The organism is Thermosipho sp. 1074 (genome assembly GCF_001999655.1).
GTDB classification, from domain to species: Bacteria; Thermotogota; Thermotogae; order Thermotogales; family Fervidobacteriaceae; genus Thermosipho; species Thermosipho affectus.
In genome coordinates, this window is record NZ_LBEX01000018.1 from 16585 (window position 1) to 41362 (window position 24778).

Genomic DNA, 24778 nt, shown 5'->3' on the forward strand with positions numbered 1-24778 from the left:
GGGACATAATGGCAAATAAATCAATTCCTAAAAAAGAGTTTTTTGCTCCTATAAAAGCGTGGAAATATATATTTAAAAAGCCAGTTACTATAAAAGTTCCTTATGTTAAAAGAGAGGCTGCAGAAAGATATAGGGGATTTCACATAAATGATTGGAATGAGTGTATTGGATGTGGAACATGTGCAAAGATATGTCCGACAGATGCCATTAGAATGGTTGAAGTTGATGATTTGCCACACGAATACGGTAAAAAACCCCAACGTCCTGTTATAGATTATGGAAGATGTTCATTCTGTGCGATGTGTGTGGATATATGTACTACAGGTTCACTAAAGATGACGAGAGAATATGTCCATGTTTCTCCAGAACCAGAAGATTTTATATTTGCGCCTACCGAAAAGGGAATCCATGGAATTGAGGATGTTCCTGTAGGATGGATTAGAGATGAAGGTTCTGATTTACTTGAACTTGAAAGAGTAGAAATGGAAATGATTGAAGGTGAGGGGCGTTCAAAATCTTTTATTGAATATGTGAAAGGATACAGCAAGGAGCAAGCCATGCATGAGGCAGCACGATGTGTTGAGTGTGCTTTGTGTACGGATAGGTGCCCTCAACATATGCAAATTCCAGAGTACATAAAGGCAATATGGAGAGATGATTTAACAGATGCACTAAAATGGCTTTTAAAGGGAAATGAGGAAAATAATATGTTAGGTGCAAATCCATTTTCTGCAGTTTGTGGAAGGGTTTGTACGCACAAATGTGAAGAAGCTTGTTCTTTGGGAAATAGAGGAGAGGCTATAGCAATAAGGTGGTTAAAGAGGTATATTGTTGATAACGTACCAGAGTATGATAAAGTTTTAGAAGCTAGACCGGAAAATAAAGGTAAAAAAGTTGCAATTGTTGGTTCAGGGCCTGCAGGGCTTTCAGCTGCGTACTTTTTAGCAACTATGGGATATGAGGTAGAAGTTTTCGAATCTTTGTCAAGACCCGGTGGGGTAATGAGATATGGGATACCATCCTACAGGTTGCCAGATGAGGCTCTTGACAAAGATATAGCTTTTATTCAAGCTTTAGGTGTAAAGATACTCGTTGGTGTTTCTGTTGGAAAAGATATACCTCTACAAAAATTAAAAAACGAATTTGATGCGGTATTTGTATCAACAGGGTTTACTTTGGGACGTTCAACTGGAATTCCAGGAACGGAACATGAAGATGTAATTCAGGCATTACCTCTTTTAAGGGAAATTAGAGATTATCTTAGAGGAGAAGGACCAAAACCCAAGATCCCTAAAAGTTTAGTAGTAATAGGTGGAGGTAATGTGGCAATGGATGTTGCAAGATCTATGGCAAGGCTCCAGATAATGGAATACGGTAAAGTTGATGTAAAGGTAACGAGTTTGGAAAGAACATATGAGGAAATGCCTGCTGATATGGATGAAATAGAAGAAGGGGCTGAAGAAGGTGTAAAATTCTATCCGGGATGGGGTCCTGTAAGGATCGTTATTAAAAACGATAAAGTTATGGGAATAGAATTAAAGAAGTGTTTACAGGTTTTTGATGAAAATAGAAGATTTAATCCTAAATTCGATGAAAATGAAAGACAGACATTAGAAGCTGAAATGGTTGTTGAAGCTATTGGTCAAGCACCGGATTATAGTTATCTTCCTGAAGATTTAAAAGAAAAATTGGAGTTTGTCAGAGGAAGAATTTTGACAAATGAATATAGACAGACATCTGTTAAATGGTTGTTTGCGGGAGGAGATATTGTAAATGGCCCGGATATTATACACGGTGTAGCAGATGGATATTGGGCAGCAAGGGGAATTGATGAATTTCTTACAAAGGGGGTAAAATAATGTCTATTGAAGATATTTTAAAGGTTGCGGAAAATTTTGAAATAGAGGGATTTAAGTTTTACAAAGAGAAAAAAGAAGAGGTAAAAAATAAGTTGGCAAGAGAAGTGTTGGAATTTTTACAAGAAATGGAAAAAGAGCATACGGAGTATATTAGAAAGATAAGGAAAGCCTTAGAAGAAGAAGAAGAAATACCAGTTGCACCTTTAGATACGACAAAAGATTTTTTTAATGAGAGACTTAGGGGCCAAAAGATAGAAGAAACACCATCTGAAGATGATATCAAAGATTTGTCAATTTTAAGAATGGCATTGTTAATAGAAAAAGATTTTGTAAATTATTATGATAAAGCTGCAGAAAGAGCAAAGGTAATGGAAGATAAGACGCTAGAAAGTATATTAATAAACTTAAGAGAATGGGAAAAGGGACATGTAAATTTAGTTAAAGAGCTTATCTTACAGATATTTGAGAAAAACAGATTGGATTTGGGATTTTATCCATTTTAAATAAAAAAGGCACCCATTTGGGTGCCTTTGTTTATAGATGAAAATGCAGTATAATAAAAGTGTACCATAACTTAATTTTTAAAGGAGTGGATAACATGCCAGAATTTTCTAATCCATTTTCAGGGTTAAAATCTGATAGAAAATTAACTCATGATGAATTGGTTAGAGCTATTCGTTATATGATTTCAGCTGAGTATGAAGCTATACAACTTTACATGCAGTTAGCAGAATCTACGGATAATGAACTTGCAAGGGAAGTATTAATAGATATAGCAAATGAAGAGAGAGTACATGCAGGTGAATTTTTAAGGTTATTAAAAGAACTTGAACCAGATGAAGAGAAGTATTACAACGAAGGAGCTATGGAAGTTGAAGAAGAAATAAAAAAGTTAAAGGGTAAACTTTAATCGTCTATATCTCTTAAAATTCTATTTGTACTAAAGTTTACTTTTGTCAATAAAGAAGGATTTTTGTTTATTATTTGCTTGATACCTATGTCATTTTCAAGTTTAAAAATTTCATCGAAAAGTGATTTGTGTACAAAAGTTGGAAAACCCTTCTTGTTGTTAAAAAATGGAGCAATAATTAAGTGTCTTCCATTACAGTATTTTTTGAGTGTCTTTATATCTTCTTTTTTTATAAACGGCATATCTGCTAGGAAAATAGCAACATATTCGGGGAGAATGTTTGTGCTTTTTATTTCTTTTATTGCTAATTTGATCGATGTACTGATACCTTCTTTGTAATTTTTGTTTTTAAGAATAAAAAAATTGTCTGGAACCACAAAATTGTCCTTTATAAAATTCCATAAAGGATTAACAACTATGTAATTTTTATCGAAATTGCAACTTTTTACTAGGTTTATTACCATTTGAAGCATGAATTTATCACCAATAGTATGTAGCAATTTTATGCCGTTTTTATACCTTTTTCCTTCACCTGCAGCTAAAATAATTGAATATATGCTTTTTTGCATTTTTATCCCCTTTAAATATTATATCATATAAAAAATCTCTCTGCAGATGCAGAGAGATTTGTTTAATATCCTCTTCCCCTTCCATGTCCTAAACCTCTTCCAAAGCCGCGATGGCCCATTCCTTTTCCCATACCTCTAAGTGAGGGGTTTTCATAGTTTGGTCGAATTGCGTTTTTGGGACATTTTTCCATACATAAGCCGCATCTTGTACAAATGTTGTTGTTTATAAAAGGATAGCCATCATCTTGGATGAAGATAGCATTTTCCACAGGACACACATTGACACAGACCTTACATTTTACACAATCTTCTTTCTTTACCCATGGCATATTATCACCCCTGTAATTGCATTTTAACTAATTCCAACGCTTTACTTACTTCGGGTGTATCCACTGTAATTGGTATGTATCCAAGTTCTTTAAGTCTTTTTTTGGAACTTTTTCCCATAGATATTCCTACCCATACTTTGCAATCTCCTAAAAATTCAAGAATTTCATCCACTTTTGCATGTAAGTGGGTTTCTGCATATGGATTTTTCCTTTCTTCTTTTTTTATAAAATTTGTTCCATCAAATTCGTAAATCAAATAAGTATTAGAGTGACCAAAATGTTCTGGGTTCATTGTTTTTCCATCTGCTGTTCCTATTGCAACCAACATAATATCACCTTAATTTGTTGCGCTTTCTGTTTTTTCTAGTTTTCCATTCTTGAAATTTTCAATTGTATTTTTTACTGTGTCTTTTTGTGTTATATAAACATCTATTTTTGCAGCTTTAAGGACATCAAAAGCGTTCTTTCCCACACTTTGGGAAATTAATACTTTAACGCCTTTGTTTACAAGCATTTGGGAGACTTTTGGACCTTTACCATGTGCTTCTGATGAGTCGTTTTCTATAACTTCTACTATTTCATCTTTTTCAGTATCGTAAATGATAATATACTCGGCCCTTGCGTACCTATCGTTGATCATTGAATCAAGAATTTTACCTTCAGATGGAATTGCTATTTTCATACTTTCTCCTCCTTTTTTATGATTTTAATTAATTTTTTGTATATTTCCATTATTGCCTTTGCCGCTTTACTATCTTTAAATATAACTATAGGTTTACTTTCAAGGATTGCGTTTTCTACAGTTTCGTCAAATGGAATTTTTCCCAGTATTGGTATGTTTTCTTTTTGACAAAAACTTTCTATTTCTTTTGAAATTTTTTCATTAATGTCGTATTTGTTAATTACAATTGCAAAATCTCTTTTAAAATGCCTAACGGTATCTATGATCCTTTTTAAATCATGTATACCACTTGAAGTAGGTTCTGTTACAATTATGACGAAATATGTGGCGGCGATTGATGAAGTTGCTGGACAACCAATGCCAGGTGCTCCATCGATTAAAACTATTTCTTTTTTTAGACTTTTAGCCTTTTCAATTGCTAATTTTCTAACCTCTGCAACCAATCCTCCTGAAGTTTCTTCACCTGGAGTTAAATTTCCATGGACTATATTTTTTGTTTCTGAGGTAGAATAATAAAATTTACCAGATAATGATTCTTCCAATTTAATGGCATTTTGTGGGCATGAAATTACACACGCATTACAACCTTCACAGGCATATGGATCAACTTTATATGAACCATCAAATACAATTGCTTCAAATCTGCATATTTTTTTGCATATCCCACAATTATTGCATTTTTCGTGATCAATTATTGCTTTTTTTCCTCCGTAGTATTCATGTTTTTCTAATACCTTTGAATTAAACATTAGGTTTAAATTTGCCGCATCTACGTCACAATCTGCTAGAATTGCATTGTCAAATAAAATTCCAAGTGAAGAACTTAATGTTGTTTTACCGGTTCCACCTTTACCACTAACTATTGCTATTTGTTTCATTTTACCAGCTCCTTTATTGTTTCATAAACTGCTATGAATTTTTCTTGATAATCCGGAAAATATTCAGTAAATAATTTTCCTTCGGAGTAGATTTTGGCGATTTTCCTTTCAAAAGGCACTCTCATTAAAATTGGTATTCCTTTTTCTGCAGCAAAGTCATCAATTATCTTTGTTTTGGAACTATCACGATTTATTATAATGCCTGAAGGAATGTTCATTTCGCTAACAAGTTCGAAAGCAAGCTTTAAATCGTGCAATCCAAAGGTAGTAGGTTCTGTAACGAGAATTGCAAAGTCAACATTTCTTAGTGTTTCAACAACTGGACATGAACTTCCAGGTTGCGAATCAATTATTACAATTTCTGCACTGTTATCAATATGTTTTTTTAATTGTCTAATAATTTTGACACCAGAGGGCTCACCTATGTTTAACAATCCCATCCCAAATTTTAAATTTTCATTTATTTTTCCCAGCATTATTTTACCGATGCTTTTGGGATTTTCAGTTATGGCGTTTACAGGACATACCATTTTACACACTCCACAGCCATGACACAAGCTTTCAAAAACCATAGCTCCAGATTCAAAGACGGATATGGCTCCGAATTGACAGTTTTTTGAACATTCACCACATCTAATACATGTATTATTATCAACAACAGGAAGTAAAAGTTCTACATTTTCTTCGTGAGTAAATGAAATATCGAAAAAAATGTGATCATTTGGTTCTTCCACGTCTGCATCGAGTAATTGTACAGATTTTATTTTGGATAATGTCCATGCGAGGTTTGTTGAGATGGTTGTTTTACCAGTTCCACCTTTTCCGCTTAATATTGCAATCTTCATACGACACCCTCCTATATGCATTTTACATATACCTACTTTCATTATAATAATCAATGGTAAATGTGTCAAATTAATTTAATTTAACATTTATATTAAATAGCCCGTCTGAAAATAGACGGGCTACTTTTTTATTTGGATATAAAAACATTTTGTGCGGCTTTAATTAATGGGTAAGCTGTTGGCGCCGATGTTAGAAGAGGATGTGTACCAATTTGGGAAATGAATAATTCTGTAATACTTGTATTTTTTTGTATAGCTATTCCTATAACATTTATAAGTTCACCTGCGCTATCTCCGCCGACTACTTCTCCACCAATTATGACATCGGATTCTTTTGATACTATCAACTTTACGATTTGTTTATTTGCATTTGGAAGAGATCCAGGATGTTTGTCGACACCTTCGAAGTATCCTGTTTTGACATCAAAATTGTTTTTTAAGGCTTCTTCTTCGGTTAAACCTGCGGAGGCAAAAACCTTGTTTCCAATCTTTGTCGAAAAGATTCCTATGGTTCCAAGAAAACTTCTTACAGTTGAGAGTTTATACAAATTCATTCCTGCAATTCTTGCTTCAGAAGTTGCAGTTGAAGCAAGCATTATAGAAACACTTTTTCTTGTTATAAAATCGACCTTTTGTGCACAGTCACCAATTGCAAATATATCTGGATCACTAGTACGCATATAACTATCAACTCTAATTGCATTGTATTTATTCAATTCTAATCCCATATTTTTTGCTAATTCAGAATTTGGGGTGTATCCTGTGGCAAAAATTACTGCATCTGCTTTTAAGATTTCATTATTTTCTAATTTTACCCCTTCAACTTTTCCTGAACCTGTAATTTCTGTGACTTTTGTGTTGGTTAATACTTTTATTCCCATACTTTCAAGTTCTTTTTGGGCTATATTTGCTATATCACTATCGAAGGCTTTACCCAAGATATGTGGCAAAATTTCAACAAGTGTAACATCTTTTCCAATGTGTGCTAATTGGTCAGATATCTCTACACCAATAAAGCCTGCACCTATAACTACTACTTTGTTCGATCCTTTTAACGCTTCTAACATTTCATCAAGGTATTCTTTGTTTTTTGGAACGTAAAATACGTTTTCTAAATCTTTACCTGGAATATTCGGGATAAATGGTTTTGATCCTGTTGCAAGTATTAGCTTTTCATACTCAAATTCGTTACCACTCTTTGTGAATATTTTCTTTTCCTTTCTGTCAATTTTTATTACCTCATCTTGTAAAAAGTCTATCCCTGCTTTTTCAATAGGAGCTAGTGGAATAATGTTTTTTTCCGTTGTTCCTAAAAATCCAAAAACGTATGGAATACCACATGGAACCATTGCATCTTTTTCTTTCCTAATCATTAGAAAGCTTTTGTCTGGATAACAACATTTTCCCGTTGTAGCCGCTACAATTCCCGCTGCACTTCCGCCTATTGTTATTACATCGTATTTCTGTTTCATATCAATCCCTCCTTAATTATCTGGGTGAATAAATTCACAATAAAAAGTGCCACATACTCTTATGAAGACATTTTTGTTATATATATATTGCATATATATTCAATTTTATTATAGTATTCTATTATGTATATGTCAAGAACAATTATTCGAGTTCAAACTTTGAAACTTTTGTGATGAATTTTTCTATAATGTTTTTAATCTTTGTTAATTCTTTCTTATTTAGTTTGAGTTGTTCAATTCCTTTGTTGGTTATATTGTAAACTTTTTTTGAAGGGCCTTGAGCATTTGAATCCCATTTAGATGTTATAAAACCTTTGTTTTCTAGTCTTGATAAAATTCTATATAAGTTTCCCATTTGGCCCAATCCAGCAAGTTCTATCCCGTATTCTGAGAGTCTATTTGCGATTTCATATCCATGGAGAGGAGTTTCTGCTATAATTAGCAATATAAATGGTTCTATAAAAGTTTTCCTGTATTTTCCTGCGCCTTTCATAATTACCTCCAATTTGTAATTTTTTCCAATTCAAGAAGATATTTTTTCCATTTCAAATCGCTATTAAATCCGCCTATATTGTTTTTTCCAATTACTCTATGACATGGAATATATATTGGGAGTTGGTTTTTGTTCATGGCAAATCCTACTACTCTTGGGTTTACATCTAATTTTTTTGCAATTTTGCCATATGTCATTGTTTGACCATAGGGTATATTTTTAACAAAGTCCCAAATTTTTTTGAAAACTTTTCCTCCAGATATTTTTACATTAAAATCAAGTTTTTTTCTATTTCCATTTAGGTATTCAATTATCTGTTGAGTGAAAATATTATCCTGAGTTTCTTCTTCTTCTTCTTCAATTTTGTTTGAAAGCTTGATTTTGGTTACTTTATTATCTTCAACGTATAAAATTATACTTCCAATTTCCACATTTACAAAGAATTTTTCCAAATTTTCTCCTCCATTTCCTATTTAATATTATATCACTTTTTGATGTATGATTTTTGTTATATAATATTATTATAAATGTCTTTTTAAGAGGTGATTTATATGTTGTTGGTTCCAAATCCTAAAGAATTAAAGATTAAAAATGGGTATTATGAAATAAAATCTGGTGGTTACATTTTTATTCCTACAAAATCACTTTTTGCGTCGGCAAATATGGTAAAAGAGCTTCTAAATGAAAATGGTATAACCATTAATATTACGTTATACATGGGGAAAAAAGTTTTTATTTACTCGAAGATAGATAGAAATAAGATAAAAAAAAGAGATGGATATATTCTAGAAATCAATGAAGACGGAATTTTTATAGTTGCCAATAATAACGCAGGAATTCATAATGGGTTTATGACCTTTATGCAGATTGTGAAAAACTTTGAAAATAAAATACCTTTTCTTGAAATAAAAGATTGGCCAGATATTGAGAATAGGGCATTTATGCTTGATATAAGCAGGGATAAGGTACCTAAAATGGATTTTTTCTTTGAACTTATTGACCTATTAGCACAATTGAAGTACAATCAGCTTCAACTTTATATTGAACACACTTTTGCATATCAAAATCACGAAAGGGTTTGGAAAGGATATTCGCCATTAACTGCGGATGAAATCATAATTTTAGATAAATATTGTAAAGAACGTTTTATTGAATTAATCCCAAACCAGGCTTCTTTTGGACATATGGAAAAATGGTTGATACACAATGAGTACAGTTATATGGCTGAGACTTTTGAGTTTGACACACCCTGGGGAGAACATTATTCCAAACCTTTTACCCTTTCTCCTGCTGTAAAAGACACGATATTGTTTTTAGATTCGCTTTATAGCGAACTTTTACCTCATTTTTCTAGTAAGTATTTTAATATAAATGGAGATGAAACGTTTGATCTTTGTCAAGGAAAATCAAAAGTTTTATGTGAAAAATATGGAAAAGGTAAAGTTTATTTGGATTTTATTCTAAAGATACATAAATTGGTTAAAAAACATGGGAAAAGAATGATGATGTGGGCGGATATATTAAAATATCATCCAGAGCTTTTTGAAGAACTTCCCAAAGATGTAATTTATTTGATTTGGGGATATGAAAAAACACATGAATTTGACAGAGAATGCGAATTATTTAAGAGGTTTGATTTTTACGTTTGTCCTGGGACTTCTAGTTGGAATTCGTTTTTAGGGCGAGTTGAAAATGCAATTTTGAACATTAAAAATGCCGTGGAAAATGGGTTAAAATATAAAGCTAAAGGGATTATGTTAACTGATTGGGGAGATAATGGTCATTGGCAACATATTCCCATTTCATATCCCGGGATTTTTTATGCAAGTGCTTTATCTTGGGGATTCAATGAAAATAAAGATTTGGATGTTTTTGATTTTCTTAAGCTTTATTTTGGAAAGGAAACAGCAATTCTTTTGGTAGATATGGGAAATGCGTATAAATTAACAGGTGTTGATTTTCCAAATTCAACCATTTTTGCACTTGTTTATATTTATCCTGAAAAACTCAGATATGAGTTTTTAAAAGACCTTGATTTGGAAAAACTTTTAAATACAAAGAAATTTTTAGAGGAAAAGTATGAATTTACAAAACATGTGCATGATGAATTAATAAAGAAGGAGTTAAGAAATTCTATAAAATTTTCTATTTTATCTTTAGAAATAATAATAGCATTGAAGAAGTTAGCTATGAGAACTATAAGGGAACTTCCTAAAGTTACCAAGCAAGAATTTAAAATAAGATTGGAAAAGTTAATCAGTGAATTTAAGGAAATATGGTTATCAAGAAATAGAATAGGTGGGTTGAAATCTAGTGTGCAGAAATTAGAAAAAATAAAGAAGTTTTTTGAGTAGCGCACCTTTAAGGAGTGGTTTGTTTACAAAAAAATGAAGTATGGTATAATTGAATTAGTATTTTCTAAGTGGAGGTGAAGATTTATGGGGTGCGTAGTTTTATAAGAGATTTTATTGATACTATTAAGGCTATTGAAGAAGATAGAAAGGAGCTTTCCAAAAAAGATCCTTCCATTGAGAAAGTTTACCAAATTTTTTTGCATACCGGTTTTCAGGCATTGGTTCTTCACAGACTTTCACATCTTTTTTACAAATATGATTTAAAATTTCTTGCTTTTTTGGTTCATTATATTTCAAAAATTTTATTTTCTGCAGATATAAGTCCTGCTGCTTATATTGAACCTGGGGTTGTAATTGATCATGCTATAGGAGTTGTAATAGGATCTACTGCAACGGTTAGAACGGGGACTTTGATATATCATGGTGTTACACTTGGAGCTAGAAATATTCAAAAAGGTAAAAGACATCCTGATATTGGAAAAAATGTTTTAATAGGTGCAGGGGCAAAAATTTTAGGACCTGTAAAAATAGGTGATGATGCAAGGATAGGAGCTAATTCTGTTGTGCTTGCGGACATTCCAAGTGGAACAACTTTTGTAGGGGTGCCCGCAAAAAATGTGTATGAAAAAATTGAAAAAATAGAATGGATTATATAAAGGGAGGATAAAGTGTATGGTGGAAAGTACACATTTGATATATATTGAAAAGTTAAATCTTTTTGCAAAGTTAGAGAAAAGTAATTTAGGAGGTAGTATTAAGGATAGACCCGCATTTTTTATGTTAAAAGGAGCTTTGAAAGATGGGATAAAGACAAAATTAGTTGTTGAACCTACTAGTGGAAATACGGGAATTGCACTTGCTTGGATTGGGAAAAAATTAGGATTTGATGTAATACTTACAATGCCGGAAACTATGACAAAGGAAAGGATAGATTTGATGAGAGCTTTTGGAGCAGACGTTGTCTTAACACCGGGTGAAAAAGGTATGAAAGGGGCAATTGAGAAGGCAAAAGAAATTGTAAATGAAAAAGGAGCATATATGCCAAATCAATTTTCAAATAAATACAATGTTTTGGCACATAAATTAACAACTGGGCCGGAGATCTTACGACAAATGAAGTTTGATGTTGACGTGTTTGTTGCGGGTGTAGGAACTGGTGGAACTATAACAGGTGTTGGTACTGTGTTGAAAAGTATTTTTGGTGATAAAGTTAAGATTGTTGCTGTTGAGCCAGAAAGTTCAGCAGCTCTTTCTGGAAGACCTGCAGGAAAACATAAAATACAAGGTATTGGTGCAGGCTTTATACCAGATATTTTAGATTTAAATGTGATAGATGAAATAGTTACAGTTTCCGATGAAGAAGTGTTTGAGATGTTTGGTTACTTGAATAAAAATTTAGGATTAAATGTAGGAATTTCTTCTGCTGCCAATGCGTTGGTTGCTACAAGATATTCAAAGCTTGGAAGAGTGGTTACAGTTTTTCCAGATGATGTTAGTAAATATATTTCTATTTTAACTAATTTGTAACTTCTAAAGTGTTGACCTTTTGTTTTTTTTCATGATATACTGATAGTGTAGCCTTTAATTTGGTCCAGTGAGGCCAAAAAGGAGATGAGAAAATGTCTTTAATTTTAGTTTTTTCAGGAATTAAATATGAATATTGGCTTCTACCGTTCTTACGGTAGAGGCCTTTTGTTTTTTAGGGGGTGTTAGTTTGGTTGTCATTGTTGCGGGAAGTAAGAGTGATTCTTATGTGGTTGATAAGGTAGTATCTATTTTGGATGAGTTTAAAGTGGAGTATGTGGTAAAGTATTTATCTGCTCATAGGACGCCAGAACTTTTGGATGAATTTATCAAAAAGTGTGAAAGAGATGGTGTAAAAGTTTATATTGCTATCGCAGGAGGGGCTGCGCATTTACCAGGGGTTATTGCTTCTAAAACTTTAAAGCCTGTCATAGGTGTTCCTGTGAAGTCGGAAGATTTAGGGGGATTAGATTCTTTACTTTCAATTGTTCAAATGCCCAATGATATTCCAGTTGCAACTGTGGGGATTAACAGGGGGAAGAATGCGGCTATGCTTGCAGTTGAAATGTTAGCGTTAACCGACGATGTTTTATCTAAAAAGTTAAAAGAATACCGCTCAAAGCTTGTGGGGAAGTATCTCTAAGGGGGAAACTATATGGAGGGAAAAACAAAAATAGTTGAAAATTATGGGGATTATGTTATTTTGAACTTTAAAGATGATATTACTGCGGGGGATGGAGAAAAACATAGTATTTTAGCAGGTAAAGGATCTATTTGTGCGGAGATAACGGCAATAGCAATGAAATATTTAAATTCTAAGGGGATTTACACGCAATTTTTGGATTTTGAAAAACCTAATAGAATAAAAGCTGTGCCGTTGAAAATGTTTCCAATTGAAGTAGTTGCCAGATTAAAAAAGGCGGGATCTTTTATAAGAAGGTATGGGGGAGATGAAGGAGAAGAGATAAAAGAACCTCTTGTTGAATTTTTTATTAAGGACGATACTAAACATGATCCCATGGTGTGTGATGAACACTTGGTGCTTTTTGGATTATGTACAAAGGATCAAGTAAAGGAAATAAAAAATATTACAAAAAAAATAGCTTTGGAATTAAAAAACTTTTTTGAAGAAATTGGATTTGATTTGTGGGATATGAAGTTTGAATATGGTCTAGATAGAAATGGAAAGGTTTGTCTTGGAGATGAAATTTCTCCCGATACGTTAAGACTTAGGAAAACTAAAGAAATATTTGATAAAGATGTGTACAGAAAGGATTTAGGAAATCCTCTTGAAAAATATAGGGAGGTTTTAAACGCATGCAAAAGTTTAAATTTATTGTAGATATACAATATAAGAGTAATGTAAGGGATCCACGGGGAGAAACGATTGCAAGAGTATTAAGGGAAGAAAATAACATACCCGTTGATAGTATAAGAATAGGAAAATCTATACATGGTGAGATTGAAGCAAAGGATAAAGAAGAAGCCAAAAGAAAGGTGATTGAAGCTTGTGAAAGACTTTTAGTAAACCCTGTGACAGAGGAGTATAGGGTGGAGATAGAATGAAGGCCGGTGTGGTAGTTTATCCAGGTTCAAATTGTGATAGAGACGCGTATTATGCTTTAAATTTGGCTGGATTTAAAACTTATTATGTTTCACCAAAAGATGATATAAATAATCTAGATTTGGTTGTTTTGCCTGGGGGATTTTCATATGGGGATTACTTAAGACCTGGAGCAGTTTCTGCAAGAGAGTCTAGTTCTATAAAAGAATTTGTGGAAAATGGAGGTTTTGTTATTGGAATATGTAATGGATTTCAAATTTTAGTGGAAATGGGATTGTTGCCTGGAGCACTTTTACAAAATGAATCTGGAAAGTTTATTTGTAAGTTTGTAGAGCTGGAAGTTGTTGATAATACTACTCCTTTTACCTTATTCTATAAAAAAGGTGAAAAAATAAGACTACCTATAGCCCATGGTTTTGGAAGATATGTTTCTGTAAGTAATCCAAATGTAGTGTTTAGATACACAGAAAATGTAAATGGTTCAGATGAGTTTATTGCAGGGATATATGAGAAAAATGTATTGGGGATGATGCCGCATCCTGAAAGAGCGGTAGATGAGTATTTGGGAAGTACAGATGGTTTAAAACTGTTCAGATCTGTTTTTGAATACATTAGAGGTGGTAATATATGAAATATATAGATATTTTAGAGAAAAAGTTAAATCGAAAAGCAACACTTGCAGAAAAAGAGGCTTTTACTGTAATGTGGAGTGAGCATTGTGGTTACTCTCATACAAAAAAATACATAAAATCTTTACCGTTAATTAGTTTGGAATCCGGCAATGCAGGATTGGTTTCTCTAAATGAGGACTATGTTCTTTCGTTTAAAATTGAAAGTCATAATCATCCTAGTGCTATTGAGCCATACAATGGGGCTGCAACGGGAGTGGGGGGGATTATAAGAGATATTCTTGCTATGGGGGCAAGACCTACAGCTATTTTGGATTCGTTACATATGCATAAGGTTATAGATGGCATAATAGAAGGAATAGCCGATTATGGGAATTCAATAGGGGTGCCTACAGTAGGAGGAGAACTTAGGATAAATGATGCCTATAGGTATAATCCTCTTGTTAATGTAATGGCTGTTGGAATTGTAAAACATAAAGATATAGTTCCTTCTAAGGCAACAAGACCGGATCAGGTTATTGTAATTTTTGGAGGAGCTACAGGTAGAGATGGGATTCATGGTGCATCCTTTGCATCTGAGGATTTAACTGGAAAGCGGGCAAATAAATTATCTATCCAAGTTGGAGATCCGTTTTCTGAAAAGATGCTTATTGAGGCGTTTCTAAAAATGTTAGAAGAGGGGTTAATAGAGGGAGCACAAGATTTAGGTGCCGGAGGAGTTTTGTCAGCTACTTCTGAATTAGTTGCTAAAGGTGGATTTGGGGCGGTAATAGACCTTGAGAAGTTACCGTTAAGAGAACCTGATATGAAGCCAATTGAGATTTTAATAAGCGAAAGTCAAGAGAGAATGGCAATAATAACTTCTCAAGAAAAAGTAAAAAAGGTTTTAAAAATTGCAGAGGAACATTTGTTATACGGTGCAGTTGTGGGAAAAGTGACAAATGATGGAATTTATCATGTAAGATATAAAGGAGAAACCATTTTAAAGGTTCCTGCTTCGTTATTATCAGAAGCGCCGGAAGAGGAAATTGTCGACTTTTCTGTTGATTCAATTCCAAAAGATATTTCTTTGAAATTTAAAAACGTGGATGCAAGCGAAGTTTATATGCAGTATGATTATATGGTGGGAACTAATACGGTACTTCCACCTGGGTTTGGTCCTGCTGTAATGAGAGTTAAGGAGACATCTCTTTTTTATTCGCTTTTGACCCATAGCAGAGCTGATATTGGCGAAAAAAGTCCATACTGGGGTTCATATATAGCTGTATTGGAAAGTGTTAGAAAAACTTTATCTGTAGGTGGGGAGCCACTTGGAATTACCGATTGTATAAATTACGGAGATCCAGATGTTGATCCAGTTGGATTGGCGGCTATGATGAAGGGATTGAAAGATGCATGTGAGTTTTCCGGCATAGGTGTGGCAAGTGGAAATGCTTCATTGTATAATACAAATAATGGAATTCCCATACCAGCTACTATGGTAATTGGAATGGTTGGAAGGGTAGAAAAAGTTATTAAGCCAAAAATGGGAGATTTATATTTAATTGGTTGGAACGATTTTGAACTTGAAAGGGAGAAAATTCTTTGGAAAGAAATTAAAAATCAAGTTTTAAAAGGAAATTTTGTAATTTCATCTACAAGATTTGATAAAATTACATATTTAAAGAATTTAAAATTGAAGCTCCCACCACTAAATCACTCGCCTATCCATCAATTGATCTTGGTTATTGGAAAAGATGTAAAGAGTAACCTTCCCTTAAAGAAACTTACTCCGTAAATATATTTATCTTAGAAAGTGGAACAAAAAAAAACAATTTACCAATTTTTTCACACAACATGGCTTTAGTACTCAACTGGAGCCATGTTGTTTGTTTTTTTAGGTATCTCTTTTCGTTTTCGTTTAATTTTTTTGCAAGTTATCTGGGTGAAATAATATTTTCCACTCTTTAACTATCTTTTGTCTTAATATCCGTTATAGCACTTGCAAATTTTTCTATTGTCTTTTGTTTTTAAAGTTTCTTTTTTGTGATATTTTTTTGGTTTAATGAAAAAACTGGAGATATTTTTTTAATTGGAGTGTTTATGTCCGAATATTAGAGTTTATTACATTTATCCTTTATTATATTAAACTATAATAGTTAAGTATTTGATTTTATATATATTTTTTTACTGTTATAATCTTCTCTGTGAAGGGGGAGATATGATGGCGACAAGAGAATATTTTAAGATTGATGAGATTTCAGTAAATAATCCTCTTTTTTCACCAATGCGAGCGACCATTGAGACTGCTTTTTATAGAAATAATGTAGAACTTGTTACTACTCCTAAAGAAGCATATAAACTTGCAAAAAATTCTCCGGGGACTATAGTGACTAGTTGGGAAGTTTACAATCCAGAAATGCTTGGACTTGAAAGAGGCACAAAAGTATTATTATTTAATGATGGTGCGGTAACGGGTAGATATGCTGCAGGTCGAAGAATATTAGGTACAAGTGATGATAATAAATATTTGGAAATTGTCCGTGAAGCGGTTTATAATACGAGATATAAAAAAATGTACCATGGAATATCGTTTTCAGGACTTTCAGAGGAATTTATGGTGAAAAATCATATTTTAATACCTCAAGGTCATGAAATTTTACTTTATAATTGGCTGTTAAATTTTCAATATCCTTCTCAGGAATATGAGAGCATGTATAGAAAATCTTTTAGATATAACGAAGGAGATATATATATTTTTGTAGATCCTGATTGGAAACACCCAGATTTCCCATTAGGACTTGCAATTTTTGATTCAGAACACAATTGTGCAGCTATTCTTGGAATGAGATATTTTGGTGAGTTAAAAAAGGGGACCTTAACACTTGGATGGGGTATTGCAAATAGGAATGGATTTGTAGCTTGTCATGGTGGAATAAAGATATTAAAAAATGAAAAAAAGGATTTTGTAGCCGCATTTTTTGGATTGTCTGGATCCGGAAAGTCAACACTTACTCATACAAAACATTCAAAATACGATGTAACTGTTTTACATGATGATGCGTTTATTATATCAACTAATTCTTTGTCATCTGTTGCACTTGAACCATCTTATTTTGATAAAACAGCAGATTATCCGTCAAATTCAGAAGATAATAAGTATTTATTATCTATACAGAACTGTGGTGTTACAAAAGATGAAAATGGTAATTTGATTCCCGTAATGGAAGATTTAAGAAATGGAAATGGAAGGGCAATAAAATCAAGGCTTTGGTCAGCTAATAGAGTTGATAAGTTTGATAGTCCTATTAGTGCGATCTTTTGGTTAATGAAGGATCCTACATTACCACCAATTGTAAAAATTGATTCTCCAAATATGGCATCGACAATGGGTGCTTTGTTAACAACAAAAAGGACATCTGCAGAAAAGTTGGATAATGATGTTGATCCAAATGCATTGGTTTTTGAACCATATGCAAATCCATTTAGAACCTATCCGTTAAAAGAGGATTATGAAAAATTTAAATTTGTATTTGAAAAAGGAGTTCAATGTTATATTTTGAATACCGGATACTTTATAAACAAAAAAGTGCCAAAACACATAACAATACAATTGATTGAAGATGTAGTGGAAAATAACATTGAATGGGTAAAATGGTTTGGGACTTTTTACTTTGCAAAGATTGATGGATTTCTTCCAAATATGGAGGATATGGAATATATTGAATCGTTGAAAAAATCGTTTTTAAAAAGAAAAGATTTCATTCTTTCAAAAAAAGGTACTAGGGATGAACTTCCAGAAGAGGTTTTAAGAGCAATTGAGCAAATTATAGGGCTGCTTTGAGCAGCCCTTTTTTGTGATATAATCAGTTTGGGGGTGAAAGTGTGAAAAAATATTTATTTTTTTTGTTTTTGTTATGTGTATCTACTTTCTTTTCTATCAATGTAATGGTGTACAAAGTTGATGCTGTTTTTCCAGACCAGATGTTTAATTTTGTTGGTACAAAGAGTAATATGATATATTATTTAAAATTATTTGATGATGGTGTACAAAAGGGGTATATAATAAAGGGTTGGTATTTTGTACCAAAAAATTTTATTGAAAAAGCTACTTTAAAGATCAAATCAAAAGATGAGACAATGTATATAGGAATAAAAAACAAAAAAGATGGAATTTATTCCGTAATTTCTCCATTCCTTTTAATTTGTCCTTCAAAGTCTAGAGTATATTTGGGAGATTATGAAATTGATAAAGTTGAAAAAAATACGGAGGTAGGAGCTGTTTTAATGCCAAGATTCGAAAAACAGGGAATTTATACTGGAATTGTTACTCAAAGATTTATACAGAAAGATTTGTTTGATAGTGATGATGAAATTTATGTTGTAATTTCAATGGGATTACAAAAAACAGGTGGTTATTCGCTCGTTCTTCAAGATTATGCTGTTAATGAAAATAAAGTATTGATTAATTTATATTTTAAAGAGCCAGAAAAGGGAAGTATTGTTACCCAAGCATTTTCGGTTCCATCATACAGCCTAAATCTTGGAGAGTTAAAAAGCGGAGAATATACGATAAAAGTAATTGTAAAGACTAAGAAAGGAGAAATTAATTTTTCAAAGAATATTAAAGTAAAATAGGAGGTGTGATTATTTTAGAAATTTCTCAAATAGTGAGTGAGGCGTTAAAAAACAACAAACCAGTGGTTGCGCTAGAAAGTACGGTTTTAGCCCATGGTCTTCCTTATCCTGAGAATCTGAAGGTTTTCAGAAGGTTGGAGGAATTGGTAAAGGATAATAACTGTGTTCCAGCAACTATTGGTGTGTTAAAAGGGAAAGTAAAAATTGGGATGTCAGAAGAGGAAGTGGTTGAACTTATTAAGGATAATCCTATAAAGGTGGGTACTAGGGAGTTACCATATGCAGTTTCTTTGAAAAAATCTGCGGCAACTACTGTGAGCTCTACTGCAAGACTTGCAAGTTTTGCAAATATAAAGGTATTTGCCACAGGAGGCATTGGTGGTGTTCATAGGGGAGAGTGGGATGTATCACAAGATATCATGGAACTTTCAAATACAAATATAATTGTTGTTTCGGCGGGGTGTAAATCGATATTAGATATAAGGAGGACGTTGGAATTTTTAGAAACATTTCAGGTGTTAACTTTAGGGTATAAAACAGAATATTTTCCAATTTTTTATAATGGATTGTCTGATGAGAGGATTTACAAAGTTGAAAGCACAAAAGAAATTGCAAAAATTTTTGTGACGAAAGAAAGTCTTGGAATAAAAGGTGCAATTTTAGTAGCAAATCCTATACCTAAAGTATACGAAATAGACAACGATGAAATAGAAAGATATATAGAAATAATTGAAAAAGAAATGGAAAATGTAAAGGGGAAAGAAGTGACTCCTTATATTTTAAAACGATTGGTGGAATTATCCAATGGAAGAACTTTAGAATCAAATATAAAACTTTTAGAAAATAACGTTGAACTCGCTTGTAAAATTGCGCAAAGTTTAGAATGGTGAAGTATTTGATTCTTAAATAATTTTAAAGACTTTTGAATAAAGTAATACAGGAGTGACCTTATTTTTTTGACCTGTTATATTTAAAGAAGGGGTGAAACTGTGAAAATTCTCGTAGTTTCTGATACACATGGTTCATTGAAAAATTGGAAAAAGATAAATATAGTACAAGAAGTAGATGAAATATTCCATTTGGGTGATATATTATATCATGGTCCTAGAAATCCTTTGCCCGAGGGATATGATCCAAAAAATCTAGCAGAGGAACTAAAAAATCACAAAATAAACTATATTAGAGGAAATTGTGATGCAGATGTAGATTTAAAAGTTTTGGGTGTCCAGGAAATGCCTAAGCAAAGTATAGAATATTTTGGAAAAGTACCTGTTTATTTATTTCATGGGGAAGTAATTGAAAATGATGGATTTGATTTAATTTCTTTTGCAAAGAAGCATAACGTAAAAGTAGTTTTGCATGGGCATACACATATTCCAAAAATAGAAGAAATTGATGGAATAATCGTTGCAAATCCTGGTAGTCTTTCATTACCAAAAGGTGGTTTTCCTCCTACGTATATGGTTATCGAAAAAAATAATGAAGTTGTAATAACCATATTTGATTTAAATGGTAAAGAGGTGCTAAAGAAAAAGTTATGAATAGTTATAGGACGGTCTTTGGAAGGTATGAAAAAAAGATAAATATAAAAAGATCTATTTTTATTGCAGCTATTTCCCATGCTGATGATTCAGAAGAAGCAAGAGAGTTTATAAGAGAAATTTCAAAATCATACAATGATGCAACTCATAATTGTCCTGCGTATAGAGTGATAGAGCATGAGCAGATAGTGGAGTTTTCTTCAGATAACGGGGAACCTTCAGGAACTGCAGGACGTCCTATTTTAGGAGTTTTGAGGAAATTTGATTTACTAAATGTGGTTGTAGTGGTTACTCGATATTTTGGTGGTGTAAAGCTTGGAGTTAGGGGATTAATTGATGCATATTCAAGTGTTGTGGAGAAAGCTTTGGCGGAAATAAAGATAGTAAAAATGGTTCCAATAAAGGTTTATAGGATAAAAGTTGATTATAATAAATATGGAAAAGTAATGCAAGAGTTGCATTATTTAAATTTTGAAATAATAGGAACTGAATATTTTGGGAATTTTGCATATATTGATGTAAGAGGGAATGAAAATCTGAACGGGTATGAAATAGTAGAAGAGAAAACTATATTTGTTAAGGAGGAATGATTTATGTTGTCGAAAAGGGCAATTAGTGCTCCTGCAAGTCCGATTAGAAGGTTAGTACCATATGCAGATGATGCAAAAAAGAGAGGAATACATGTTTATCACTTAAACATTGGTCAACCGGATATTAAAACTCCAAAGCAGTGGTATGAATATATTGAAAAGTACAAAAAAGATGTGGTTTCTTATACACATTCACAAGGTATAAGAGAGCTTAGAGAAAAATTTTCTGAATATTATAATTTATGGAACATAACTGTGCAACCTGATGAGATAATGGTGACAAATGGTGGTAGTGAGGCAATAATGTTTGCACTCGGTGTTGTTTGTGATCCAGATGATGAAGTTATTGTTGTTGAACCTTTTTATGCAAATTATGCAGGGTTTGCCTCTTATTTAAATATAAGACTTGTGCCTGTAACTGCAAAGCCAGAGGAAGGCTATAGAATGCCTGATATAAAGGAATTTGAAAAGGTAATTTCTCCGAAAACAAAGGCAATTTTATTTTCAAATCCGTCAAATCCAACAGGTGTTGTTTATTCAAAAGAAGAATTAAAAACAATTGCAGAAGTTGCCAAAAAATACAATTTAGTGATAATTTCAGATGAAGTTTATAGGGAATTTACATTTGATGGTACACAGGCAATTTCAATGTTTAGTTTTGAAAATATAAAGGATAGACTAATTATTGTGGATAGTTTGTCGAAGAGATATAGTGCATGTGGTGCAAGAATTGGTACATTTCTTACCAAAAACAAAGAATTTTATAGAGCAGCTTTAAAATTTGCACAAGCAAGGTTATGCCCTGCTGAAATAACACAATATGGTGCATTAGGGCTTTTAGAAGCGGATGAAGAATATATGAAAGAGGTTATAAAGGAGTATAATATAAGAAGAGATATTGCATTTGAAGAAATGAGTAAGATACCTGATATAGTTGTTCACAAACCTCAAGGTGCGTTTTATCTTGCTGCTAAACTCCCAGTTGATGATTCGGAAGAATTTATAAAATGGATGCTCTCAAATTTTGAAGTAGATGGAAAAACTACTATGGTTGCACCTCTTTCAGGATTTTATGTAACACCAGGATTGGGAAAAAGTGAGATAAGAATAGCATATGTGTTGAGTGCAGAAAAGTTAAAAGATGCAATTAATATAATGGCAAAAGCGATAGAAGAATACAATAAAAGGTCCAAGTGATACTTGGACCTTTTATTGAAATCTTTTAAAAATTTTATTAACATTTCTTAGGTAATATTTTGGATCAAATATTTCTTTAATTTCATCTTCAGTTAGGTTAAATTTTTTCTTGACGGCATCTTTAAAAGAAGTTTTATTTTCCCAACAATAAAGTGCTATTTCTTGAACTTTTTTGTACGCTTCTTCTCGAGTTAAGCCTTTTTCCACAAGTTTTAATAAAACCCTTTGCGAATAAACTAACCCATTTGTAATTTCTATGTTTTTTTGTATGTTTTCCGGATAAATTACTAGGTCTTCAATTAGTTTTTGTGTTTTTATAACCATATAGTATAATGTTGTTGTTAAATCTGGAAACATATATCTTTCAACAGATGAATGGGAAATATCTCTTTCATGCCACAAAACTATATTTTCAAGTGCCGCATTAACATAACTTCTTATTATTCTGGACATACCAGTGAGTCTTTCGCATAAAATTGGGTTTTTCTTATGTGGCATGGCAGAAGAGCCTCGTTGTCCTTTTTTAAACGGTTCTTGCACTTCTAATGTTTCTGTTTTTTGTAAATGTCTGATTTCAACTGCCATTCTTTCAATAGCGCTTGCTACTAATGCAAAAACTTCAATTAAAAATGCGTGAACGTCCCTTGGAATTACTTGAGTTGCAACTTTTGTAGGTTTTAGAGAGAGGAAAGATAGGGCTAATTTTTCAATTTCTGGATCAATATTTGCATAATTTCCCACAGCACCTGAAAGTTTACCTATAGAAATTTCTTTCATGGCAAATTCCAATCTTTTTATATTTCTTTCGATTTCTGCATGCCAAGAGAGGAATTTTAATCCAAATGATGTAGGTTCGGCATGGACACCGTGCGTTCTACCAATAGTTGGTAGATCTTTAAAGTTTAATGCCTTAGTTAGGAGTATTTCTGACAACTTTTTAAGTTCTTCTATAATTAACTTTGTCGCTCTAACAAGTGCAAGACTGTTTGCAGTATCTACTATGTCAGAGGAAGTGAGTCCAAAATGGAAAAATTTTGCTTCTTCACCCATTTTTGACGTAGCTACTTTTATAAAGGCGATTACGTCGTGATCAACTACTTTCTCTACCTCTAAAATTTTATCAACGTTTATGTAAGCATTTTTTTTAGCTTTTTCATACGTTCCTTTTGGTGCTATTTTCAATTCTTCATAGGCACGTATAACCGATAGTTCTACTTCTAACCATCTTTCATACTGACTTTTTAAAGACCAAAGAGATTTTAAAGGTTCAAGAGCATATCTTTCTACCATCTGTTACCCCCCCACACATTTTTTTACGTATAAAGTATATCATTAATTAGAACTTAATATGATAATTTTAAGTAAATCTTTACAGAAAACATCACTTGATGTATAATATATATGAACAATTATTCATATATAGAGGTGATGATATGATATATGAATTGTCTGAATTTTTTAAAGTGCTAAGCGATCAAACTAGGCTGAAAATTTTACTTGCACTTTCTGAAAAGGAATGTAATGTTACTGAACTTCAAAAAATAACTAATTCAACTCAATCAACTGTTTCGCATCAATTGAGAATTTTAAGGCAGACCAATCTTGTAAGGTACAAAAAGATTGGAAGAAATGTATACTATAGGTTATATGATGAACATATTGTTGTGATTATTAAGTATGCGATAGAGCATATACAAGAGTTTGGAGGGAGTAAAAATGCATAGACATAGTCACGATATAGTAGAAAAAAAATTAGCTTTTTCTGTTGGTTTTAATTTAATTATCACAGTTTCGGAGGTAATTGGAGGTCTAATTTCAGGTAGTTTGGCACTTGTGTCAGATGCGTTGCATAATCTAAGTGATACAGGTGCGCTTTTAACGAGTTATTTTGCAAGGAAGATTTCCAAAAAGCCAAGAGATAGAAAGTATACATATGGATATAAACGTTCAGAGTTAGTTGCATCAATTATTAATATAGTTGTTTTACTTTCCATTTCCTTTACAATTATATTAGAAGGTGTGAAAAAATTGGTATATCCCAGTGAAATAAATACATTAGTTATGTTAGTGATAGCATATATTGGATTATTTGGTAATCTTTTTACCGCAGCTTTGTTATTTGCACATAGAAAAGAAAATTTAAACTTGAAATCTGCGTTTTTGCATATTTTCAGTGATATGTTTTCTTCAATTGGTATTATTGTAACTGGTTATATAATGAAATATTATAACCTTTGGATACTTGATCCTATAATTACTTTTGTTATTGCAGGTTATATAATCTTTGAATCAATTCATATACTGAAAGAATCAATTCGCATAGTTATGCAGGGAATTCCTGAAGGAGTTGATTTAGATAGAGTAAAAAAATTATTGGAAGAATTCGATTTTGTCGAAAATGTACATCACTTACATATTTGGTCTTTGGATGGTCATACCCTTTATTTGGAAACTCATGTAAAGGTAAATGGAGAAGAATACGATAGATATCTAGGAGAAATGAAAGGGTTGTTAAAGAAGAATGGTTTTTTTCATTCTACAATTCAACTAGAATCTAAAGAGTGTAATGAAAATTGCATTGCAGATTTTTGATTGATATGTTAGAATAGTTACGGTGTCTGGGCGTAGTTCAGATGGCTAGAACGCCAGAATCGGGATCTGGAGGTCGTGGGTTCAAATCCCGCCGCCCAGACCAAATATGCCTCCTTTATAAGGAGGCATTTTT

29 protein-coding genes and 1 tRNA gene are annotated in these 24778 nt (G+C 32.5%); 20 read left to right on the forward strand and 10 right to left on the reverse strand.

What is annotated here, in order from left to right:
• Positions 1-8: 8 nt before the first annotated feature.
• The 3 genes from XO08_RS06765 (at position 9) to XO08_RS06775 (ending at position 2769) form a co-directional block, all read left to right on the forward strand.
• Positions 9-1859, forward strand: a complete 1851-nt coding sequence (locus tag XO08_RS06765; RefSeq protein ID WP_077287741.1) for an FAD-dependent oxidoreductase — start codon at positions 9-11, stop codon at positions 1857-1859.
• On the forward strand, positions 1859-2362 hold the full coding sequence (locus XO08_RS06770; protein WP_075666255.1) for a ferritin family protein: 504 nt from the start codon (positions 1859-1861) through the stop codon (positions 2360-2362). Before XO08_RS06765 ends, XO08_RS06770 begins: the two co-directional genes overlap by 1 nt.
• A gap of 95 nt (positions 2363-2457) precedes the next feature.
• Positions 2458-2769, forward strand: coding sequence for a ferritin family protein (locus tag XO08_RS06775; protein WP_075666256.1), 312 nt, complete (start codon positions 2458-2460; stop codon positions 2767-2769).
• Here XO08_RS06775 and XO08_RS06780 read toward each other — a convergent pair.
• From XO08_RS06780 to XO08_RS06820, 9 genes are all read right to left on the reverse strand, one after another.
• Complete coding sequence (locus XO08_RS06780) at positions 2766-3338, reverse strand: NTP transferase domain-containing protein (protein ID WP_075666257.1); 573 nt, start codon at positions 3336-3338, stop codon at positions 2766-2768. The two genes, XO08_RS06775 and XO08_RS06780, sit on opposite strands and share 4 nt — an antisense overlap.
• Before the next feature lie 62 nt (positions 3339-3400).
• Positions 3401-3667: a 4Fe-4S binding protein gene (locus tag XO08_RS06785; RefSeq protein ID WP_075666258.1), complete on the reverse strand. Its 267-nt coding sequence runs from the start codon at positions 3665-3667 to the stop codon at positions 3401-3403.
• A gap of 4 nt (positions 3668-3671) precedes the next feature.
• The gene (locus XO08_RS06790; protein WP_077287743.1) at positions 3672-3995 is read right to left on the reverse strand and encodes a NifB/NifX family molybdenum-iron cluster-binding protein; all 324 of its coding nucleotides are present in this window, start codon (positions 3993-3995) and stop codon (positions 3672-3674) included.
• A 9-nt stretch (positions 3996-4004) separates the two neighbouring features.
• Positions 4005-4349, reverse strand: a complete 345-nt coding sequence (locus XO08_RS06795; RefSeq protein WP_075666260.1) for a NifB/NifX family molybdenum-iron cluster-binding protein — start codon at positions 4347-4349, stop codon at positions 4005-4007.
• Entirely contained in the window at positions 4346-5227 is an 882-nt protein-coding gene (locus XO08_RS06800; protein WP_075666261.1) for an ATP-binding protein, read from the reverse strand. The genes XO08_RS06795 and XO08_RS06800 overlap by 4 nt, the downstream gene beginning before the upstream one ends.
• Positions 5224-6072 carry an ATP-binding protein gene (locus tag XO08_RS06805; RefSeq protein WP_075666262.1) on the reverse strand — a complete coding sequence of 283 codons (849 nt, stop codon included), beginning with the start codon at positions 6070-6072 and terminating at the stop codon, positions 5224-5226. The genes XO08_RS06800 and XO08_RS06805 overlap by 4 nt, the downstream gene beginning before the upstream one ends.
• Positions 6073-6200: 128 nt before the next feature.
• A complete protein-coding gene (locus tag XO08_RS06810) occupies positions 6201-7544 on the reverse strand; it encodes an FAD-dependent oxidoreductase (RefSeq protein ID WP_077287746.1) in 1344 nt (447 codons plus the stop codon).
• A gap of 142 nt (positions 7545-7686) precedes the next feature.
• Positions 7687-8037 (reverse strand): PadR family transcriptional regulator, encoded by a 351-nt coding sequence (locus tag XO08_RS06815; protein ID WP_077287748.1) that lies wholly within the window; start codon positions 8035-8037, stop codon positions 7687-7689.
• Between the two features lie 2 nt (positions 8038-8039).
• The gene (locus tag XO08_RS06820; protein WP_077287750.1) at positions 8040-8489 is read right to left on the reverse strand and encodes a methylated-DNA--[protein]-cysteine S-methyltransferase; all 450 of its coding nucleotides are present in this window, start codon (positions 8487-8489) and stop codon (positions 8040-8042) included.
• A 99-nt stretch (positions 8490-8588) separates the two neighbouring features.
• On the opposite strand from XO08_RS06820, the gene XO08_RS06825 reads away from it, so the two are divergent.
• The 14 genes from XO08_RS06825 to XO08_RS06890 all read left to right on the forward strand — a co-directional run bounded on the left by XO08_RS06825 (position 8589) and on the right by XO08_RS06890 (position 22053).
• Entirely contained in the window at positions 8589-10391 is a 1803-nt protein-coding gene (locus tag XO08_RS06825) for a family 20 glycosylhydrolase (protein ID WP_075666266.1), read from the forward strand.
• Positions 10392-10480: 89 nt separating this feature from the next.
• On the forward strand, positions 10481-11047 hold the full coding sequence (gene epsC, locus XO08_RS06830; protein WP_075666267.1) for a serine O-acetyltransferase EpsC: 567 nt from the start codon (positions 10481-10483) through the stop codon (positions 11045-11047).
• A gap of 16 nt (positions 11048-11063) precedes the next feature.
• A complete protein-coding gene (locus XO08_RS06835; protein WP_075666268.1) occupies positions 11064-11918 on the forward strand; it encodes a PLP-dependent cysteine synthase family protein in 855 nt (284 codons plus the stop codon).
• A gap of 187 nt (positions 11919-12105) precedes the next feature.
• Positions 12106-12558: a 5-(carboxyamino)imidazole ribonucleotide mutase gene (gene purE / locus XO08_RS06840; protein WP_075666269.1), complete on the forward strand. Its 453-nt coding sequence runs from the start codon at positions 12106-12108 to the stop codon at positions 12556-12558.
• Between the two features lie 12 nt (positions 12559-12570).
• Positions 12571-13257 carry a phosphoribosylaminoimidazolesuccinocarboxamide synthase gene (locus XO08_RS06845; RefSeq protein ID WP_075666270.1) on the forward strand — a complete coding sequence of 229 codons (687 nt, stop codon included), beginning with the start codon at positions 12571-12573 and terminating at the stop codon, positions 13255-13257.
• Positions 13233-13481: a phosphoribosylformylglycinamidine synthase subunit PurS gene (gene purS, locus XO08_RS06850; RefSeq protein WP_075666271.1), complete on the forward strand. Its 249-nt coding sequence runs from the start codon at positions 13233-13235 to the stop codon at positions 13479-13481. The genes XO08_RS06845 and purS overlap by 25 nt, the downstream gene beginning before the upstream one ends.
• Positions 13478-14110 (forward strand): phosphoribosylformylglycinamidine synthase subunit PurQ, encoded by a 633-nt coding sequence (gene purQ, locus XO08_RS06855; RefSeq protein WP_075666272.1) that lies wholly within the window; start codon positions 13478-13480, stop codon positions 14108-14110. Before purS ends, purQ begins: the two co-directional genes overlap by 4 nt.
• Positions 14107-15885 carry a phosphoribosylformylglycinamidine synthase subunit PurL gene (gene purL / locus XO08_RS06860; RefSeq protein WP_075666273.1) on the forward strand — a complete coding sequence of 593 codons (1779 nt, stop codon included), beginning with the start codon at positions 14107-14109 and terminating at the stop codon, positions 15883-15885. Before purQ ends, purL begins: the two co-directional genes overlap by 4 nt.
• Before the next feature lie 423 nt (positions 15886-16308).
• The gene (locus tag XO08_RS06865) at positions 16309-17931 is read left to right on the forward strand and encodes a phosphoenolpyruvate carboxykinase (ATP) (RefSeq protein WP_233120240.1); all 1623 of its coding nucleotides are present in this window, start codon (positions 16309-16311) and stop codon (positions 17929-17931) included.
• A 41-nt stretch (positions 17932-17972) separates the two neighbouring features.
• Complete coding sequence (locus XO08_RS06870) at positions 17973-18725, forward strand: protease complex subunit PrcB family protein (protein ID WP_233120241.1); 753 nt, start codon at positions 17973-17975, stop codon at positions 18723-18725.
• Positions 18726-18736: 11 nt separating this feature from the next.
• Complete coding sequence (locus tag XO08_RS06875) at positions 18737-19615, forward strand: pseudouridine-5'-phosphate glycosidase (RefSeq protein ID WP_077288053.1); 879 nt, start codon at positions 18737-18739, stop codon at positions 19613-19615.
• 99 nt (positions 19616-19714) lie between these two features.
• A complete protein-coding gene (gene yfcE, locus XO08_RS06880; RefSeq protein ID WP_075666276.1) occupies positions 19715-20266 on the forward strand; it encodes a phosphodiesterase in 552 nt (183 codons plus the stop codon).
• Positions 20263-20856 carry a YigZ family protein gene (locus tag XO08_RS06885; protein WP_075666277.1) on the forward strand — a complete coding sequence of 198 codons (594 nt, stop codon included), beginning with the start codon at positions 20263-20265 and terminating at the stop codon, positions 20854-20856. The genes yfcE and XO08_RS06885 overlap by 4 nt, the downstream gene beginning before the upstream one ends.
• A 3-nt stretch (positions 20857-20859) precedes the next feature.
• Positions 20860-22053, forward strand: coding sequence for a pyridoxal phosphate-dependent aminotransferase (locus XO08_RS06890; RefSeq protein ID WP_075666278.1), 1194 nt, complete (start codon positions 20860-20862; stop codon positions 22051-22053).
• Between the two features lie 12 nt (positions 22054-22065).
• Here the strand turns inward: XO08_RS06890 and purB are convergent, their stop codons facing one another.
• A complete protein-coding gene (purB, locus tag XO08_RS06895) occupies positions 22066-23343 on the reverse strand; it encodes an adenylosuccinate lyase (protein ID WP_075666279.1) in 1278 nt (425 codons plus the stop codon).
• A 143-nt stretch (positions 23344-23486) separates the two neighbouring features.
• Between purB and XO08_RS06900 the strand changes: the two genes are divergently transcribed.
• The 3 genes from XO08_RS06900 to XO08_RS06910 all read left to right on the forward strand — a co-directional run bounded on the left by XO08_RS06900 (position 23487) and on the right by XO08_RS06910 (position 24748).
• On the forward strand, positions 23487-23777 hold the full coding sequence (locus XO08_RS06900) for a helix-turn-helix transcriptional regulator (protein WP_231450368.1): 291 nt from the start codon (positions 23487-23489) through the stop codon (positions 23775-23777).
• Complete coding sequence (locus XO08_RS06905) at positions 23770-24645, forward strand: cation diffusion facilitator family transporter (protein WP_075666281.1); 876 nt, start codon at positions 23770-23772, stop codon at positions 24643-24645. Before XO08_RS06900 ends, XO08_RS06905 begins: the two co-directional genes overlap by 8 nt.
• 26 nt (positions 24646-24671) lie before the next feature.
• A tRNA-Pro gene (locus XO08_RS06910) sits at positions 24672-24748 on the forward strand.
• Positions 24749-24778: the final 30 nt, after the last annotated feature.